The 15702-nt window shown below is 67.4% G+C and carries 10 protein-coding genes; 9 read left to right on the forward strand and 1 reads right to left on the reverse strand.

Annotation, left to right across the window (positions count from 1 at the left end):
* Position 1 precedes the first annotated feature (1 nt).
* From ACAD63_RS30125 to ACAD63_RS30135, 3 genes are all read left to right on the forward strand, one after another.
* A complete protein-coding gene (locus ACAD63_RS30125; protein ID WP_135703684.1) occupies positions 2-1963 on the forward strand; it encodes a glycosyltransferase family 2 protein in 1962 nt (653 codons plus the stop codon).
* A 38-nt stretch (positions 1964-2001) separates the two neighbouring features.
* Entirely contained in the window at positions 2002-3780 is a 1779-nt protein-coding gene (locus ACAD63_RS30130; RefSeq protein WP_434034219.1) for an efflux transporter outer membrane subunit, read from the forward strand.
* A gap of 268 nt (positions 3781-4048) precedes the next feature.
* Entirely contained in the window at positions 4049-4861 is an 813-nt protein-coding gene (locus ACAD63_RS30135; protein WP_431189874.1) for an EamA family transporter, read from the forward strand.
* A gap of 14 nt (positions 4862-4875) precedes the next feature.
* On the opposite strand, the gene ACAD63_RS30140 is transcribed toward ACAD63_RS30135, so the two are convergent.
* Positions 4876-5475: a GNAT family N-acetyltransferase gene (locus ACAD63_RS30140; protein ID WP_133095380.1), complete on the reverse strand. Its 600-nt coding sequence runs from the start codon at positions 5473-5475 to the stop codon at positions 4876-4878.
* A 90-nt stretch (positions 5476-5565) separates the two neighbouring features.
* Here ACAD63_RS30140 and ACAD63_RS30145 point away from each other — a divergent pair, with 90 nt between their 5' ends.
* The 6 genes from ACAD63_RS30145 (at position 5566) to ACAD63_RS30170 (ending at position 14833) form a co-directional block, all read left to right on the forward strand.
* Positions 5566-6036, forward strand: a complete 471-nt coding sequence (locus tag ACAD63_RS30145; protein ID WP_133095410.1) for a winged helix-turn-helix transcriptional regulator — start codon at positions 5566-5568, stop codon at positions 6034-6036.
* 333 nt (positions 6037-6369) lie between these two features.
* Positions 6370-7689 carry a NarK family nitrate/nitrite MFS transporter gene (locus tag ACAD63_RS30150; RefSeq protein ID WP_133095381.1) on the forward strand — a complete coding sequence of 440 codons (1320 nt, stop codon included), beginning with the start codon at positions 6370-6372 and terminating at the stop codon, positions 7687-7689.
* Between the two features lie 89 nt (positions 7690-7778).
* Entirely contained in the window at positions 7779-10340 is a 2562-nt protein-coding gene (nirB, locus tag ACAD63_RS30155; protein ID WP_133095382.1) for a nitrite reductase large subunit NirB, read from the forward strand.
* Between the two features lie 26 nt (positions 10341-10366).
* On the forward strand, positions 10367-10750 hold the full coding sequence (gene nirD, locus ACAD63_RS30160) for a nitrite reductase small subunit NirD (protein WP_135703681.1): 384 nt from the start codon (positions 10367-10369) through the stop codon (positions 10748-10750).
* A 77-nt stretch (positions 10751-10827) separates the two neighbouring features.
* Entirely contained in the window at positions 10828-12069 is a 1242-nt protein-coding gene (locus tag ACAD63_RS30165) for an NAD(P)/FAD-dependent oxidoreductase (RefSeq protein ID WP_133095383.1), read from the forward strand.
* 40 nt (positions 12070-12109) lie between these two features.
* The gene (locus ACAD63_RS30170) at positions 12110-14833 is read left to right on the forward strand and encodes a nitrate reductase (protein ID WP_133095384.1); all 2724 of its coding nucleotides are present in this window, start codon (positions 12110-12112) and stop codon (positions 14831-14833) included.
* The last annotated feature ends 869 nt before the right edge of the window (positions 14834-15702 follow it).

A 15702-nucleotide genomic window follows, 5' to 3' on the forward strand; every position in this document is an offset into this window, starting at 1 on the left:
GATGTTCACCCTCTTTCTCGAGAACCAGTCGCTGCTGGCCATCAACGGCGGCGTGCTGCTGGCGATGGTGCTGCTGACGCTGCTGTGCCGCCAGGAGCGGCCGGCTGACCGCATGCTGTTCGGCGGCATCACCTTCCTGCTGCTGATGGTCTACGTGACCTGGCGCGTGCGCGAGACGCTGCCTCCATGGCAGCCGACCTTCGCCAGCGCATGGGCGCATGTGTTCTTCGCCTTCGAGTGCATGACGCTGGCCTACACGCTGCTGTCGATCGTGGTGCTCAGCCGCAACAGCAACCACTCGCCCGCGGCCGACGCCGGCGAATCCGCGCTGCGCCGCGCCGCACACGTGCCGCGCGTGGACATCTTCATCGCCACCTACAACGAAGGACTGGACATCCTGGAAAAGACCATCGTTTCGGCGCTGGCGATCGACTATCCCGATTTTCGCGTCTGGGTGCTCGACGACACGCGCCGCGACTGGCTGCGTGAATTCTGCGGCCGCGTCGGCGCCTACTACGTGACCCGCCCGGACAATGCGCACGCCAAGGCCGGCAATCTCAACAACGGCCTGCGCCACAGCGCCGAAGCCGGCGGCGCGCCGTACATCCTGGTGCTCGACGCCGACTTCGCGCCCCACCGCAACATCCTGCTGCGCACCGTGGGCCTGTTCGACAACCCGCGCGTGGGCGTGGTGCAGACCCCCCAGTTCTACTACAACGCTGACCCGATCCAGTACAACCTGCGCGCCACCGAGTGCTGGGTCGACGAGCAGCGCGCGTTCTTCGACGTGATGCAGCCGGCCAAGGACGCGTGGGGCACCGCGTTCTGCATCGGCACCTCGTTCGTGGTGAGGCGCGACCTGATCGAGCACATCGGCGGCTTCCCGACGGGCACCGTGACCGAAGACATCCACCTCACCTACCGGCTGCTGCGGCACGGCTATATCACGCGCTGGCTCAACGAGCGGCTCAGCGTGGGACTGTCCGCCGAAGGGCTGCCCGAGTACATCAGCCAGCGCAGCCGCTGGGGGCTGGGCACGGTGCAGGTGGCGCTGACCTCCGACGGGCCGCTGCGCGGTCCCGGCTACACCGCGGTGCAGCGGCTGCACTACGTGCACGGGCTGCTGCACTGGATGTCGCGGCCGTTCACGCTGATGCTGCTGGCGGGGCCGCTGCTGTACTGGTATTTCGGCGTCTCCACGCTGTACGGCGAGCCGCTGCAATTCCTCGCCTACGGCCTGCCCGCGCTGGTGGCGTACTGGGCCTACAGCATCTGGATCACCGGCCAGCGCGCGCTGCCGATCTTTACCGAAGTCACGCAGATCGTCGCGTCGCTGGCGGTGACAGTGTCGCTGGTCAGCGCGATGTTCAAGCCGTTCGGGCGGCCGTTCAAGGTCACCAACAAGGGACTGGACCGTTCGAAGCTGGTGATCCACGGCAAGTTCGCGGCGCTGTACGCGAGCCTGCTGGCGTTATCGGCGCTGGGACTGGGGCGCGCGCTGGTGGTCGATGCCGATGCGCAGGGGCTGGCCTTCAATACGATATGGACGGGCGTGGCGCTGATGCTCTACCTGGCTTCGTTCCTGGTCTGCGTGGAGCTGCCGCGGCCGCGCAAGGAAGAGCGTTTCCCGCATCGCGCCGCGGCCTTGCTGCGCGTGGACGGGCGCGAATACCGCGTCACCACGCACGACCTGTCCTGCAACGGCGTGGCCGTGACGACGCCGCTGGCCGCCGCCTTCCACCCTGGCGCCGAAGGCGCGCTGTGGCTGGCGCAGACCGGCTGGATTCCATGTCGCGTGGTACGGCGCGATAACCAGTTGCTTGGCATCGCGCTGCATGCCGACATGGCGGCGCGTCACAGCCTGATCCGCCTGCTGTTCAGCGATCCCGCGCACAACATTGCCCGCCAGGGCCAGCCGCGGCTGGCGATCTCGCGCTTCATGCGGCGCGCGCTGCTGGGCTGAACAAAGACTGCCTTTCCCTGACTCTCCGGAAACCCTTCATGCGAAGCCTGAGCCGCCACTCCTCCCCTGCACAACGCTTGCTGCCCCGCGCCTCGGTGTTGGCGCTGTCACTGGCGCTCGCAGCCTGCACGCTGGAGCCGCAATACCAGCGGCCCGACGCGCCGATCCCTTCGGCGTTTCCGGATGGCGCCGCCTACCGCACGCCGCAGGCCGCCGCCGGCCAGCCTGGCCAGCGTGCTCAGGCGGTACAGCCGCCCGGGCCTTCCGCCGCCGATCTCGGCTGGCGCGATGTCTTCCTCGACCCGCAGTTGCGCCAGCTGATCGAACTCGCGCTGGCGAACAACCGCGACCTGCGCATAGCCACGCTTTCCATCGACGAAGCCCGCGCGCTCTACCAGATCGAACGCGCGGCGCAGTTCCCGACGGTGGAGGCCAATGCCGGCATGGCGTCGCAGCGCCTGCCGTCGCGGGTGCGTGCGCCGGGCCAGTCGCAGCAGATCACCACCTACAACGCCGGCATCGGCTTCACCGCATTCGAACTCGATTTCTTCGGCCGGGTGCGCAGCCTCAAGCATGCGGCGCTGGAGCAATACCTGGCCACCGAGGAAGCGCGCCGCAGCGCGCAGATTGCGCTGGTGGCGGAGGTTGCCAACGCCTACCTGACGCTGCGCGCCGACCGCGAGCTGCTGCGGCTGTCGCAGGACACGCTGAAGACGCAGCAGGAAGCGGCCGAAATGGTGCGGCGCGGGCGCCAGGCGGGCGCGATGGCGCAGCTGGACCAGCATCGCGTGCAAACCCAGGTGCAGACGGCGCAGGTCGGCGTGGAACAGTACACGCGGCAGGTGGCGCAGGACGAGAACGCGCTGACACTGCTGGTCGGCACCCAGTTGCCGAAGTCGATCGCCGAGGGCGGCAACCCGGCCGCTGGCGCGGCGGCAGACCCGCTCGAGCCGCGCACGCTGATGCAAGAGTTCCCGGAGGGGCTGCCATCGAGCCTTCTGACGCGGCGCCCCGACATCCTCGACGCCGAGCACCAGCTCAAGGCCGCCAACGCCAATATCGGCGCCGCACGCGCGGCGTTCTTCCCGCGCATCTCGCTGACTGGCGCGCTGGGCGTGGCCAGCACCAGCCTGGCGGGGCTGTTCTCCGGCGGCATGGCCTGGCTGTTCGCGCCGCAGCTGACGGTGCCGATCTTTGATGGCGGGCGCAATCGTGCAGGGCTGGATGCCGCCAACGTGCGCAAGGACATCAACGTGGCCAACTACGAGAAGACCATCCAGACCGCCTTCCGCGAAGTGGCCGACAGCATGGCGGCGCGCGCGACCTACGAGCGCCAGGTCAAGGCGCAGGAAGCGCTGGTGCGCGAAGGCAGCGAGACGCGGCGGCTGTCGGCGATGCGCTTCAAGAACGGGGTCGATGACTACTTCGGCGTCTTCGATGCGCAGCGCCAGCTCTATGCCGCGCAACAGTCGCTGGTCACGTACAAGCTGGCGGGGCTGACCAGCCGGGTATCGCTGTACAAGGCGCTCGGCGGCGGCTGGCGGGAGGTAACGGACAACGGGGGCAATGGCGCCCGCCCTGCGCCACCCGGACCGGCGGCACCGGCCGCACCGCGGGCGCCGGCTGCGGCAGCGCCACGTGCGGCGCAAGCACCGGTCCCGGTAGCTGCAGCGCCACGTGCGGCGCAGGCGCAGGCGCAGGCACCGGCAGCCGCACCGGCCCCTGCACCGGCCCCTGCACCAGCACCAGCACCAGCACCAGCACCTGCTCCAGCACCAGCACCAGCACCTGCTCCAGCACCTGCAGCGCCACGCTGAACGGCACGGCGGCAGATTGGCAGAGTTGCCGGGGCGCTGCCCCCGACTACGCGCGCAAGGCGGTGCATAGCCATCGAGCGCGGGCGCGGGCCGGAACAACTGTACAGCGCCGCGCACCAAAACCTGTATATGGCGCCCTGGAGGAACTTGCCGCATGATGCGGCTGCATCGCGCACCAGACGCGAGCGTTCCCCCAGGACTCCAATTGCCGCACACCACCTCCGGAAAAAGCTCGACCCTTATTGCTGTCCTGGCCCTGACCGGCTCGATGGCCTCGCTATGCGTCGGCACGTCGTTCGCCAAGCATCTGTTCGACGCGCTCGGCGCGCAAGGCACCACGGCGCTTCGCGTCAGCTTCTCGGCCCTGATCCTGCTGTGTGTATGGCGGCCGTGGCGCATCCCCCTGACGCGCGCCAATGCGGAGGCGATCACGCTGTATGGCGCGGCGCTGGGCGCGACCAACCTGCTGTTCTACATGTCGCTGCGCACGGTACCGCTGGGGCTGGCGATTGCCATCGAGTTCACCGGGCCGCTGGCAGTGGCGGTGCTGTCGTCACGGCGCGCCATCGACTTCCTGTGGATTGCGTGCGCGGTAACGGGCCTGCTGCTGTTGCTGCCGATTGGCGAGGCGGCCGGCACGCTCGATCCGGTCGGCATCGGCTACGCGCTGGCCGCCGGCGTGGGCTGGGCGCTCTATATCGTATTCGGGCAGAAGGCCGGCAACGCGCACGGCGGCCAGGCTACCTCGCTGGGACTGACCATGGCAGCGCTGGTGGTGCTGCCGTTCGGGGTGGCGCACGCCGGCAGCGCGCTGCTCAGCCCGCCGCTGCTGCTGGCGGGGCTGGCGGTGGGCGTGCTGTCCAGTGCGATTCCCTATTCGCTGGAAATGGTGGCGCTCAAGCGCCTGCACCGGCGCACCTTCGGCATCCTGCTGAGCATGGAGCCGGCCATGGGCGCGCTGGCGGGGCTGGTGTTCCTGCATGAACAGCTGAGCCCGCTGCAGTGGCTGGCGATCGCCAGCATCATCACCGCTTCGGTCGGTTGCACGGCGACTTCGCGCGGCAAGCGCGATGCCGGCTGAGCCTGGCGTAGCGCTCAGTACGCGCCGAACCAGTCCGCCGGCAGCCGCTGGCCGCTGCCCGCTTCCTCCCGCAGCGTCATCGAGACTTCGTGCAGGAAGCTGTCCTCCGGATTGCGCCGGCTGCTGAAGCCCAGGCCCCGCAGGATCGCCAGCATGCGGCGGTTCTCGCTGAGCACGTCGCCGCGCATGGCGCGCAAGCCAGCCGCGCGGGCATGGTCGCGCAGCCGCGTGATCAGGCGCCGGCCCAGGCCCTGCCCTTGCCAGCCATCGGCGACGACCACCGCAAATTCGGCGACACGGCCGGTCACGACGTATTCGGCGCTGGCGACGATCGCCGGCGTCCCTTGCGCGTCGGGCGCGACTACCACCAGCGCCACGCTGCCCGGCGCGGGCCGGGCCAGCCCGTCGACGACCTGGTCGACCACCCGCCCACCGGTCAGGAAGCGGAAGTAGCGGCTTTCACGCGACAGTCCATCGATCATGGCGCGCAGCGCGCCGCGATCCTGCTCGTGCGTGCGGCGCACCATCACCTGCCCACCCCGGCCCACCGGCCAGCTTTCTGCCAGTGGTTCGCTGGCTGCGTGCGCTGTCGTCGATCGGCTCCTGCCTGTCATGCCATACCCCTGAATACACTATTCGTAGTCAGAGTATAGGCAATAACCTGACTTTTGCAAATGAAGTCAGCATGCTAAGCTTCCGGCATGATGAACGCCACCGCGTCTGACCTCCGCCAATGCTCGATCGCCGCCACGCTTTCGCTGGTCGGTGAAAAGTGGACGATTCTTATCCTGCGGGACGTATTCCACGGCGTCACGCGCTTCGACGAGTTCCTGCGGCGGCTCGAATGCTCTCCGGCCGTGCTGTCCGCACGGCTCAAGACGCTGACCGAAGCCGGCCTGCTGCGTAAGGTCAGCTACCGCGAGCCCGGCGAACGCGAGCGCTTCGAGTACCGCCCCACGCGCGCCGCCGTCGAGTTGTTGCCGGTGTTGATCGGCCTGATGCAATGGGGCGACAGGCACATGACGTCCTGCGGCGAAGGCCCGGTCCAGATCCGCTCGCAGTCCAGCGGCAAGCTGGTGCGCGCGGCGCTGGTCGACGAGGACAATGTGCTGGTGTCTCCGCGCGACATGCAGGTCGTTCCCGTTGCTCCACGCCGCACCGAAGGCAAGCAATAACCCGCTGCCGTCCCTTGCTGCGCCGCACCGGCGCGGCACACCGCACTGCACCATGACTGTGCCGGCGGTCCGCCAACCGCCCCAGCACAGCGCATCGGGGCTTGCCGCCGGCGCCACTGCGCGCTCCAAACCCCCATTCACCGTCACTTCGCGTTCTGGCACACCCCTTGCGTAATGTGGTCCGGGCCCGTCAACGGCGACCGGCCCATCCCACACAACGCAGCGGCTATCCCATGTAGCGGCTGTCAGGACAACGGCGTCCCCTGAACTGGCTCATCAGACCATCGATGTGCCGGCTCGCGGGACGCCATTTGTTTTTTGGAGCAAGTGACGATGACCGGCAAAGCCACCCGCATCGAGCTGCTGAGCTTGAGCACCCCGCAGATGCGCGCCTTCCACCTGACCTGGATGGCGTTCTTCGTCTGTTTCTTCGCGTGGTTTGCCTGCGCGCCGCTGATGCCGGTGCTCAAGGGCGAGTTCGGCCTGACCCCGGGCCAGATCGCCAACATCAACATCGCGGCGGTGGCCGTGACCATTCTGGTGCGCCTGGTGATCGGGCCGATGTGCGACCGCTTCGGCCCGCGCAAGACCTATACCGGCCTGCTGGCGCTGGGCGCGCTGCCCGTGCTGGGCGTGGCGCTGGCGCAGAACTACGAGACCTTCCTGGTGTTCCGCCTGCTGATCGGCGCGGTCGGCGCCAGCTTCGTCATCACGCAGTACCACACCTCGGTGATGTTTGCGCCCAACGTGGTCGGTACCGCCAACGCGGCCGCGGCCGGCTGGGGCAACGCCGGCGGCGGCGCCGCGCAGGCCATCATGCCGCTGCTGCTGGCCGCCGTGCTGATGATGGGTGCGGATCACGCCTTCGGCTGGCGCATCGCGCTGCTGGTGCCGGGCGTGCTGATGCTGGCGATGGCAGTGGTCTATTACCGCTTCACCCAGGATTGCCCGGAAGGCAACTACTCGGACCTGCGCGCTCAAGGCATCGCTATCAGCGGCAAGGATGGCGGCAAGGGCGGTGGCTGGGCCAGCTTCCGCGCCGCCAGCGCCAACTACCGTGTGTGGCTGCTGTTTATCACCTACGGCGCGTGCTTCGGCGTGGAAATCTTCATCCACAACATCGCCGCCATGTACTACGTCGACCAGTTCGGCCTGAGCCTGAAGGCCGCAGGAATGGCCGCGGCAAGTTTTGGCCTGCTGGCGCTGTTCGCCCGCGCACTGGGCGGCTGGCTGTCGGACAAGGCGGCGCGCCGCCGCGGCCTGGATGCGCGTACCACGCTGCTGTTCGTGCTGATCCTGGGCGAAGGCCTGGGCCTGCTGTGGTTCGCACAGGCCGGCAACGTGGCCATGGCCGTGGTCGCGATGCTGATGTTCGGCCTGTTCACCCACATGGCCTGCGGCGCGACCTACGCCCTGGTGCCCTTTATCGATCGCAAGGCGCTGGGCGGCGTGGCCGGGATCATCGGTGCCGGCGGCAACGTCGGCGCGGTGGCCGCGGGCTTCATGCTCAAGGGCCTGGGCAACGTGCAGCAGACGCTGACGGTGCTGGGCGTGCTGGCCACCATCGCCGCCGTCTGCGCCATCGCCATCCGTTTCAGCGCCGAGCACAAGGCCCGCGAACAGGCGCTGTACGACAGCGCGCTGGCCAACTGAATTTGGTATCGCCCCACAGCACTGCAAGCACCACAAGCACCACAAGCACCACAAGCAGCAAAGACTGACTACCGGACAAGGAAAGCATCATGAAACTGATCATCGTCGGCCACGGCATGGTAGGTCACAAGTTCCTGGAATCGCTGGCGGAAGCCGGCGCAGACAACCTGGAAGTGACCGTCCTGTGCGAAGAACCGCGTCCCGCCTACGATCGCGTGCACCTGTCCGAGTTCTTCTCCGGCAAGTCGGCCGAAGACCTGTCGCTGGTGCCGGCGGGCTTCTTCGAGCAGCACAACAATATGCTGCTGCGCCTGAACGCCCGTGCGGTGGAGATCGATCGCGCCGCGCGCACGGTCAAGGTCTCCACCGGCGAGACCCTGTCCTATGACAAGCTGATCCTCGCCACCGGCTCCTACCCGTTCGTGCCGCCGGTGCCGGGCAAGGACCGCAAGGACTGCTTCGTCTATCGCACCATCGAAGACCTGGAAGCGATGCAGGAATGCGGCGCGCGCTCGAAGACCGGCGTGGTCGTCGGCGGCGGTCTGCTCGGCCTGGAGTGCGCCAAGGCGCTGCGCGACATGGGCCTGCAGACGCATGTGGTGGAATTCGCGCCGCGCCTGATGGCGGTTCAGGTCGACGAAGGCGGCGGCCGCATGCTGCGCCAGAAGATTGCTGGCCTGGGCGTGACCGCGCACACCGGCAAGAACACCGTCGAGATCGTCGACGGCGAGGACGGCACGCATCGCATGGTGTTCGCCGACGGCACGCATCTGGACACCGACATGATCGTGTTCTCGGCCGGCATCCGCCCGCGCGACGAGCTGGCGCGCGCCAGCGGCCTGGAAGTCGGTGCGCGCGGCGGCATCTCGGTCGACAACAACTGCCGCACCTCCGACCCGGACATCTACGCCATCGGCGAATGCGCGCTGTGGGACGGCAAGATCTACGGCCTGGTGGCCCCGGGCTACGACATGGCCCGCGTGGCCGCGCGCCACCTGCGCGGCGAGGCGGCCGAGTTCGGCGGCGCCGACATGAGCACCAAGCTCAAGCTGATGGGCGTGGACGTGGCCAGCATCGGCGACCCGCACGGCACCGTGCCGGGCGCGCGCATCTACCAGTTCAGCGACGACCGCAAGGAGGTCTACAAGAAGCTGGTGGTGTCCGATTGCGGCAAGTACCTGCTCGGCGGCGTGCTGATCGGCGATGCCAGCGAGTACGGCACGCTGCTGCAGATGATGCTCAACAAGATCGAGCTGCCGGAGTCGCCGGAATTCCTGATCCTGCCCGACAGCAGCGGCAAGGCCAAGCCGGCGCTGGGCGCCGACGCCCTGCCTGACACCGCGCAGATCTGCTCGTGCAACAACGTCTCCAAGGGCGAGATCTGCGGCGCCGTGTGCGATGGCGCCACCAGCATCGGCGCGCTCAAGAGCTGCACCAAGGCCGGCACCGCCTGCGGCGGCTGCGTGCCGCTGGTCACGCAGATCATGAAGGCCGAGATGAAGAAGCAAGGGATGGCGGTCAACAACCACATCTGCGAGCACTTCCCGTTCTCGCGCCAGGAGCTCTACCACCTGGTGCGCGTGGGCAAGTTCAAGACCTTCGACGCGCTGCTGGAAGCGCACGGCAGCGGCATGGGCTGTGACATCTGCAAGCCCGCGGTGGGCAGCATCCTGGCTTCGTGCTGGAACGAATTCGTGCTGAAGGAAGAGCACGCCAGCCTGCAGGACTCCAACGACTACTACCTGGCCAACATCCAGAAGGACGGCACCTACTCGGTGGTGCCGCGCATGCCGGGCGGCGAAGTCACGCCCGAGGGCCTGATCGCCGTCGGCCAGGTGGCCAAGAAGTACGGCCTGTACACGAAGATCACGGGCGGCCAGCGCGTCGACCTGTTCGGCGCGCGCGCCGAGGAGCTGCCCTTTATCTGGGAAGAGCTGATCGCCGCGGGCTTTGAATCGGGCCATGCCTATGGCAAGGCGCTGCGCACGGTGAAGTCGTGCGTGGGCTCGACCTGGTGCCGTTATGGCGTGGGCGACTCGGTCGGCCTCGCCGTCGAGCTGGAGAACCGCTACAAGGGCCTGCGCGCGCCGCACAAGATCAAGTTCGGCGTATCGGGCTGCACGCGCGAATGCGCCGAGGCGCAGGGCAAGGACGTCGGCGTGATCGCTACGGAAAAGGGCTGGAACCTGTACGTGTGCGGCAACGGCGGCATGAAGCCGCGCCACGCCGAACTGCTGGCCAGCGACCTCGACCACGACACGCTGGTGCGCTACATCGACCGTTTCCTGATGTTCTACGTGCGCACCGCCGACCGCCTGCAGCGCACCAGCGTCTGGCGCGACAACCTCGAAGGCGGCCTGGACTACCTGAAGGCCGTGGTGCTGGACGACAAGCTCGGCATCGCCGCCGAGCTGGAGACCGAGATGCAGCACGTGGTCGACACCTACGAAGACGAGTGGAAGAAGGCCGTGACCGATCCCGAGACGCGCAAGCGCTTCCGCCATTTCGTCAACAGCGACCGCCGCGACGACAACCTGGTCTTCATCGAAGAGCGCGGCCAGATCCGCCCGGCCACGCCGGAGGAACGGAAATTGCAGCGCTCCCGGCTGGGCCACATTCCCGTGGTCGCCGTGCCCGCAAAAGCAGCCTGATCGTGCATGCATTCAAGGAGAACGTGATGAGCCATTCCCACCATCCCGAAACCTGGACCGCGGTCTGCACCGTTCGCGATATCGTGCCCAATACTGGTGTATGCGCGCTGGTCGACGACAAGCAGATCGCCGTGTTCCGCATCGGCCGCGGCGAAGAGGTCTATGCCATCGATAACTTCGATCCCAACTCGCAGGCAGCGGTGCTGTCGCGCGGGCTGGTTGGCAACCTGGGCGAGCGCCTGGTGGTGGCCTCGCCCATCTACAAGCACCACTTCGACCTGCGCACCGGCGAATGCCTGGAAGCGCCGGAGCAGTCGGTCAACGCCTATGGCGCGCGCGTCTACGACGGCAAGGTGTGGGTTGCCGCCAGCGTGGCAATGCGCGAGGCCGAGGAAGAACTGGCCGCCTGATCCGCCCTTTATCCAACTTCCTGGTCGCGCCCCCGATGCTCACCACCGCCTTCACGCCCAGCCCCGGAGATGCCGGCATGACGCCGTCCGATTCCACCCAGGCCCGTCCGCGCCTGGTCGTCGTCGGCAACGGCATGGCCGGCATGCGCACCGTCGAGGAGCTGCTCAAGCTCGCCCCGGACCTGTACGACATCACGGTGTTCGGCGCCGAGCCGCATGGCAACTACAACCGCATCCTGCTCTCGCCGGTGCTGGCTGGCGAGAAGACGGTGGCGGACATCATGCTCAACACGCGCGAGTGGTATGACGAGAACGGCATCGAGCTGCTCGCCGGCGACCCCGTGGTATCGATCGATCGCCCGCGCCGCGTGGTGCGCTCGGCCTCGGGACGCGAGGTGCGCTATGACCGCCTGCTGCTGGCCACCGGCTCCAAGCCGTTCATCATCCCGGTGCCGGGACACCAGCTCGAAGGCGTGATCGCGTTCCGCGACATCCAGGACGTCGAGACCATGCTGCATGCCGCGCGCAATCACCGCCACGCGGTCGTGATCGGCGGCGGGCTGCTCGGACTGGAAGCTGCCAACGGCCTGCTGCGCCAGGGCATGGACGTGACCGTGGTGCACCTGGCCGACAGCCTGATGGAACGCCAGCTCGACAAGCCCGCCGCGACGCTGCTCCAGGGCGCGCTGGAACGCAAGGGCCTGCGCTTCCTGCTGGGCGCGCAGACCGCGGAGATCCTCGGTACCGAGCGCGTCACCGGCGTGCGCTTCAAGGACGGCAGCGAAATCCCCGCCGACCTGGTGGTGATGACCGCGGGCGTGCGCCCCAATATCGAACTCGCCGCCGGCGCGGGCCTGCACTGCGAACGCGCCATCGTCGTCGACGACACGCTGCAGACCTATGATCCGCGCATCTATGCCGTCGGCGAGTGTGTCCAGCATCGCCAGGCCACCTTCGGGCTGGTCGCGCCGATCTGGGATCAGGCGCGCGTGTGCGCCGCCCATCTCGCCGGCGCCGGCCATCGCCGCTACGTGCAGCAGGCCACCGCGACTAAACTGAAAGTGACCGGCGTCGACCTGTATTCCGCCGGCGATTTCATCGGTGCGGAAGGCTCCGAAGACTTGGTGCTGCGCGACGCGCGCCGCGGCGTCTACAAGCGCCTGGTGCTGCAGGACGGCTGCCTGGTCGGCGCCGTGCTGTACGGCGACGTGCAGGACGGGCCGTGGTATTTCGACATGATCCAGCGCCGCACGCCGGTGGGCGCGCTGCGCCAGCGCCTGCTGTTCGGCAAGGCGCAGTGCGAAGCGCTCGCTGCCTGAGCCTTACCAAAGCCATATAACGCCCCCGCACGGAGAACGCGTGAACCTGTCCGACATCCCGGTTGTATCTGCAACCCTGACCACTACCACCGCCACGACCTGCCCGTACTGCGGCGTCGGCTGCGGCGTGCGTGCCACGGTGCGCGCCGACGGCCAGGTCGAGATCGAGGGTGACGCACAGCATCCGTCCAACCAGGGCCGGCTCTGCGTCAAGGGCTCGGCACTGGGCGAGACCGTGGACCTGGAAGGCCGCCTGCTCCATCCCAAGCTGCGCGATGCCGACGGCCAGCTGCAGCCGGTGTCGTGGGACCGTGCGCTCGATACCGTGGCGCAGGGCTTCAGCGACATCATCCGCCGCCACGGCCCCGACTCGGTCGCGCTCTATGTCTCGGGCCAGTTGCTGACTGAGGACTACTACGTTGCCAACAAGCTGATGAAGGGGTTCATCGGCAGCGCCAATATCGACACCAACTCGCGCCTGTGCATGTCGTCGGCCGTTGCCGGCCACAAGCGCGCCTTTGGCGAAGACCTGGTGCCGGGCAGCTATGAAGACCTGGAACTAGCCGACCTGGTCGTGCTGGTGGGTTCCAATACCGCGTGGTGCCACCCCATCCTGTTCCAGCGCCTGAGCAAAGCCAAGGAAGCCCGCCCCGAGATGAAGATCGTGGCGATCGACCCGCGCCGCACCGCCACCTGCGAGCTGGCCGACCTGCACCTGGCGGTTCGTCCCGGTACCGACGTCTGGCTGTTCAATGGCCTGCTCAGCTACCTCGCGCGCGAAGGCCATACCGATGCGGCCTTCATCTCCGCAAGCACCGCGGGACTGGATGAAGCGCTGCAGGCGGCCGCCGTCGATTGCTCCGACCCGGCCGCCGTGGCCCGCGCCTGCAAGCTCGGCGTGCAGGACGTGCTGGACTTCTATGCGCTGTTCGCCGGCACGGAAAAGACCGTGACCGCGTTCTCGCAAGGCGTCAACCAGTCTTCCGCTGGCACCGACAAGGTCAACAGCATCATCAATTGCCACCTGCTGACCGGCCGCATCGGCCGGCCCGGCATGGGCCCGTTCTCGCTGACCGGTCAGCCCAATGCCATGGGCGGGCGCGAGGTCGGCGGCCTGGCCAACATGCTGGCCGCGCATATGGAGCTGGCCAATCCGCTGCATCGCGATGTGGTGCAGAGCTTCTGGCAATCGCCAGTAATGGCGGACCGCACCGGCCTGAAAGCGGTGGAGCTGTTCGAAGCGATCGAAGCCGGCCGCGTCAAGGCGGTCTGGGTGATCGCCACCAATCCCGTCGTCAGCCTGCCAGATGCCGACCAGGTGCGCCGCGCACTCGCCAGGTGCGAACTGGTGGTGGCCAGCGACATCATCGAACGCACCGATACCAACGCGGCCGCGCACGTGCTGCTGCCCGCGCTGGGCTGGGGTGAAAAGGACGGCACCGTCACCAACTCGGAACGCCGCATTTCGCGCCAGCGCGCCTTCCTGGCCGCGCCGGGCGAAGCGCGCGCCGACTGGCACATCCTCTGCGACGTGGCACGCCGCATGGGCTTCAATGGGTTCGACTATGCCGGGCCGCACGAGATCTTCGACGAGCACGCGCGGCTGAGCGCCTGGCGCAACGACGACGCGCCGCGCGTTTTCGACATCGGCGGACTGGCTGGCCTGGACAAGACCAGCTACGACAGCCTGGAGCCGATTCAATGGCCGGTGCCAGCCAATGGCGGATCCGACTCGCAGCGCCTGTTCGGCGATGGCCGCTATGCGCACGCCGACGGCCTGGCCCGCTTCGTCGCCACGCCGACGCGCGCACCCGCCAATGCACCGGACGACGATTTCCCGCTGATCCTCAACACCGGCCGCGTGCGTGACCAGTGGCACACCATGACGCGCACCGGCAAGTCGGCACGGCTCGCAGACCACCTGCCCGAGCCCTTTGTCGACATGCACCCGCAGGATGCGCTGCTGTGCGGTGTGGGCGAAGGCAAGCTGGCGCGTGTCAGCACCCGCTGGGGCGCGATGGTGGCGCGCGTGCGTCATGGCGGCGGCATCCCGCGCGGCAGCGTATTCGTGCCGATTCACTGGAATGGCCAGTTCAGTTCCGATGCGCGCGTTGGCGCGCTGGTCAATCCGGTGGTCGATCCGGTTTCGGGCGAGCCGGAGTTCAAGCACACGCCAGTGCGGGTCGAGCCGTTTGGTGTCAGCTGGCACGGGTTCGTGCTGAGCCGGCGAGAACTGCCTGCGGAGGCGCTGACCTACTGGACCCGCGTGCAGGGCCGTCAATTCCAGCGCTATGAGTTTGCTGGCCGCGAAGTCGTCTCCGAGCGTGCCACCTGGGCGCGCGAGTTGCTCGGCGTGCAAGATCCGGAAGCGGACTGGCTCGAATACGAGGACCGTACTGCGGGCGTTTATCACGCTGGCTATGTCGTCAACGACAAGCTCGAAGCCTGCGTCTATGTGTCGACCCGGCCCGAGTTGCCGTCGCGGTCGTGGCTGTCAGGCTTGTTCGGTCGCGAGCGGCTGGAAGATGCGGATCGTATCGGATTGCTACTCGGCCAGCCGATGGAAAAAGGTGCTGATGCCGGGCCGACGGTTTGCTCGTGCTTTGGCGTGGGGCGTAACACCATCTGCGATGCAGTGCGGAAGCACGATCTGAAGACGCCGGCTGAGATCACCGCCTGCGTCAAGGCTGGTGGCAACTGTGGGTCTTGCGTGCCTGAGCTTAAGAAGTTGTTGGTGGAGATACGGGTGGTTGAGGTGGCATGAGGGGTTTTGGATTGCGGCTGGTGACATGCTGGCGGCAGCTTTTAGCGCCCGCTGTCGCTGTTGATGACATGCTCTCGGCCGTTGAACCGTCTGGTTCCGCCCTCCTGGGCGGGTCACTTTTTGCCCGAGCGGCAAAAAGTAACCAAAAAGCGCGTTTACGGCCCTGCGGGCGGCCGCTCTTATCGTAGTGTTCCGGGGCTTTCGTACGGGGCTTTGCTTCGTTGCAGGGCAGGACTGCCTGACGCCGTGGTGCGCCACGGTGGCCTGGGATACAAGCGATGTTTGAACGAGCCCAGAGCTGGGCATGGCCCCTGCTGCCGGCGGCGACGTAGGAACGCCTACGGCTGCGCTGCGCGCCGGCCCTAAGGTGGCGGGCTGCGCCCACGTCCTCGGCCCAGATTCGGCCCCGGCGTCTTTCACGACGGCGCTGTGCGAGCGCAGCGATGCACTCCGTGCCCGATCCCCCGACCTACGATACCGAGCCCGCGCAGCGCAGCCGTAGGCGTCCCCGCGTTGACGTCGGCAGCAGGCGGCCTACGCCCGGCATGGGGATCGTTCAATAGTGGGTCGACGCAGCCACCAGCCACATCGAACGGAAATCACCACCGCCCGAACCACCGACGCCGGTGAATTGATAGCCAGCCGCTCAGGCGACGCGTTTTTTGGTTACTTTTTGGCGCTCGGACAAAAAGTGACCCGCCCAGCAGGGCGGAACTAGGCGCTTCAACGGCCGACAGCTGTCACCAGCAACGCCAGCATGGCGCCAACCACCTTGTAGCAAAAATCAAAACTCAAAAAGCAAAAACCCCTCGCAGCACACGCTGTCGAGGGGTTTTGCACAATAAGAGCCTGGCGATGACCTACTTTCA

Source organism: Cupriavidus sp. a3, assembly GCF_051015765.1.
In the GTDB taxonomy this organism is placed as follows: domain Bacteria; phylum Pseudomonadota; class Gammaproteobacteria; order Burkholderiales; family Burkholderiaceae; genus Cupriavidus; species Cupriavidus oxalaticus_A.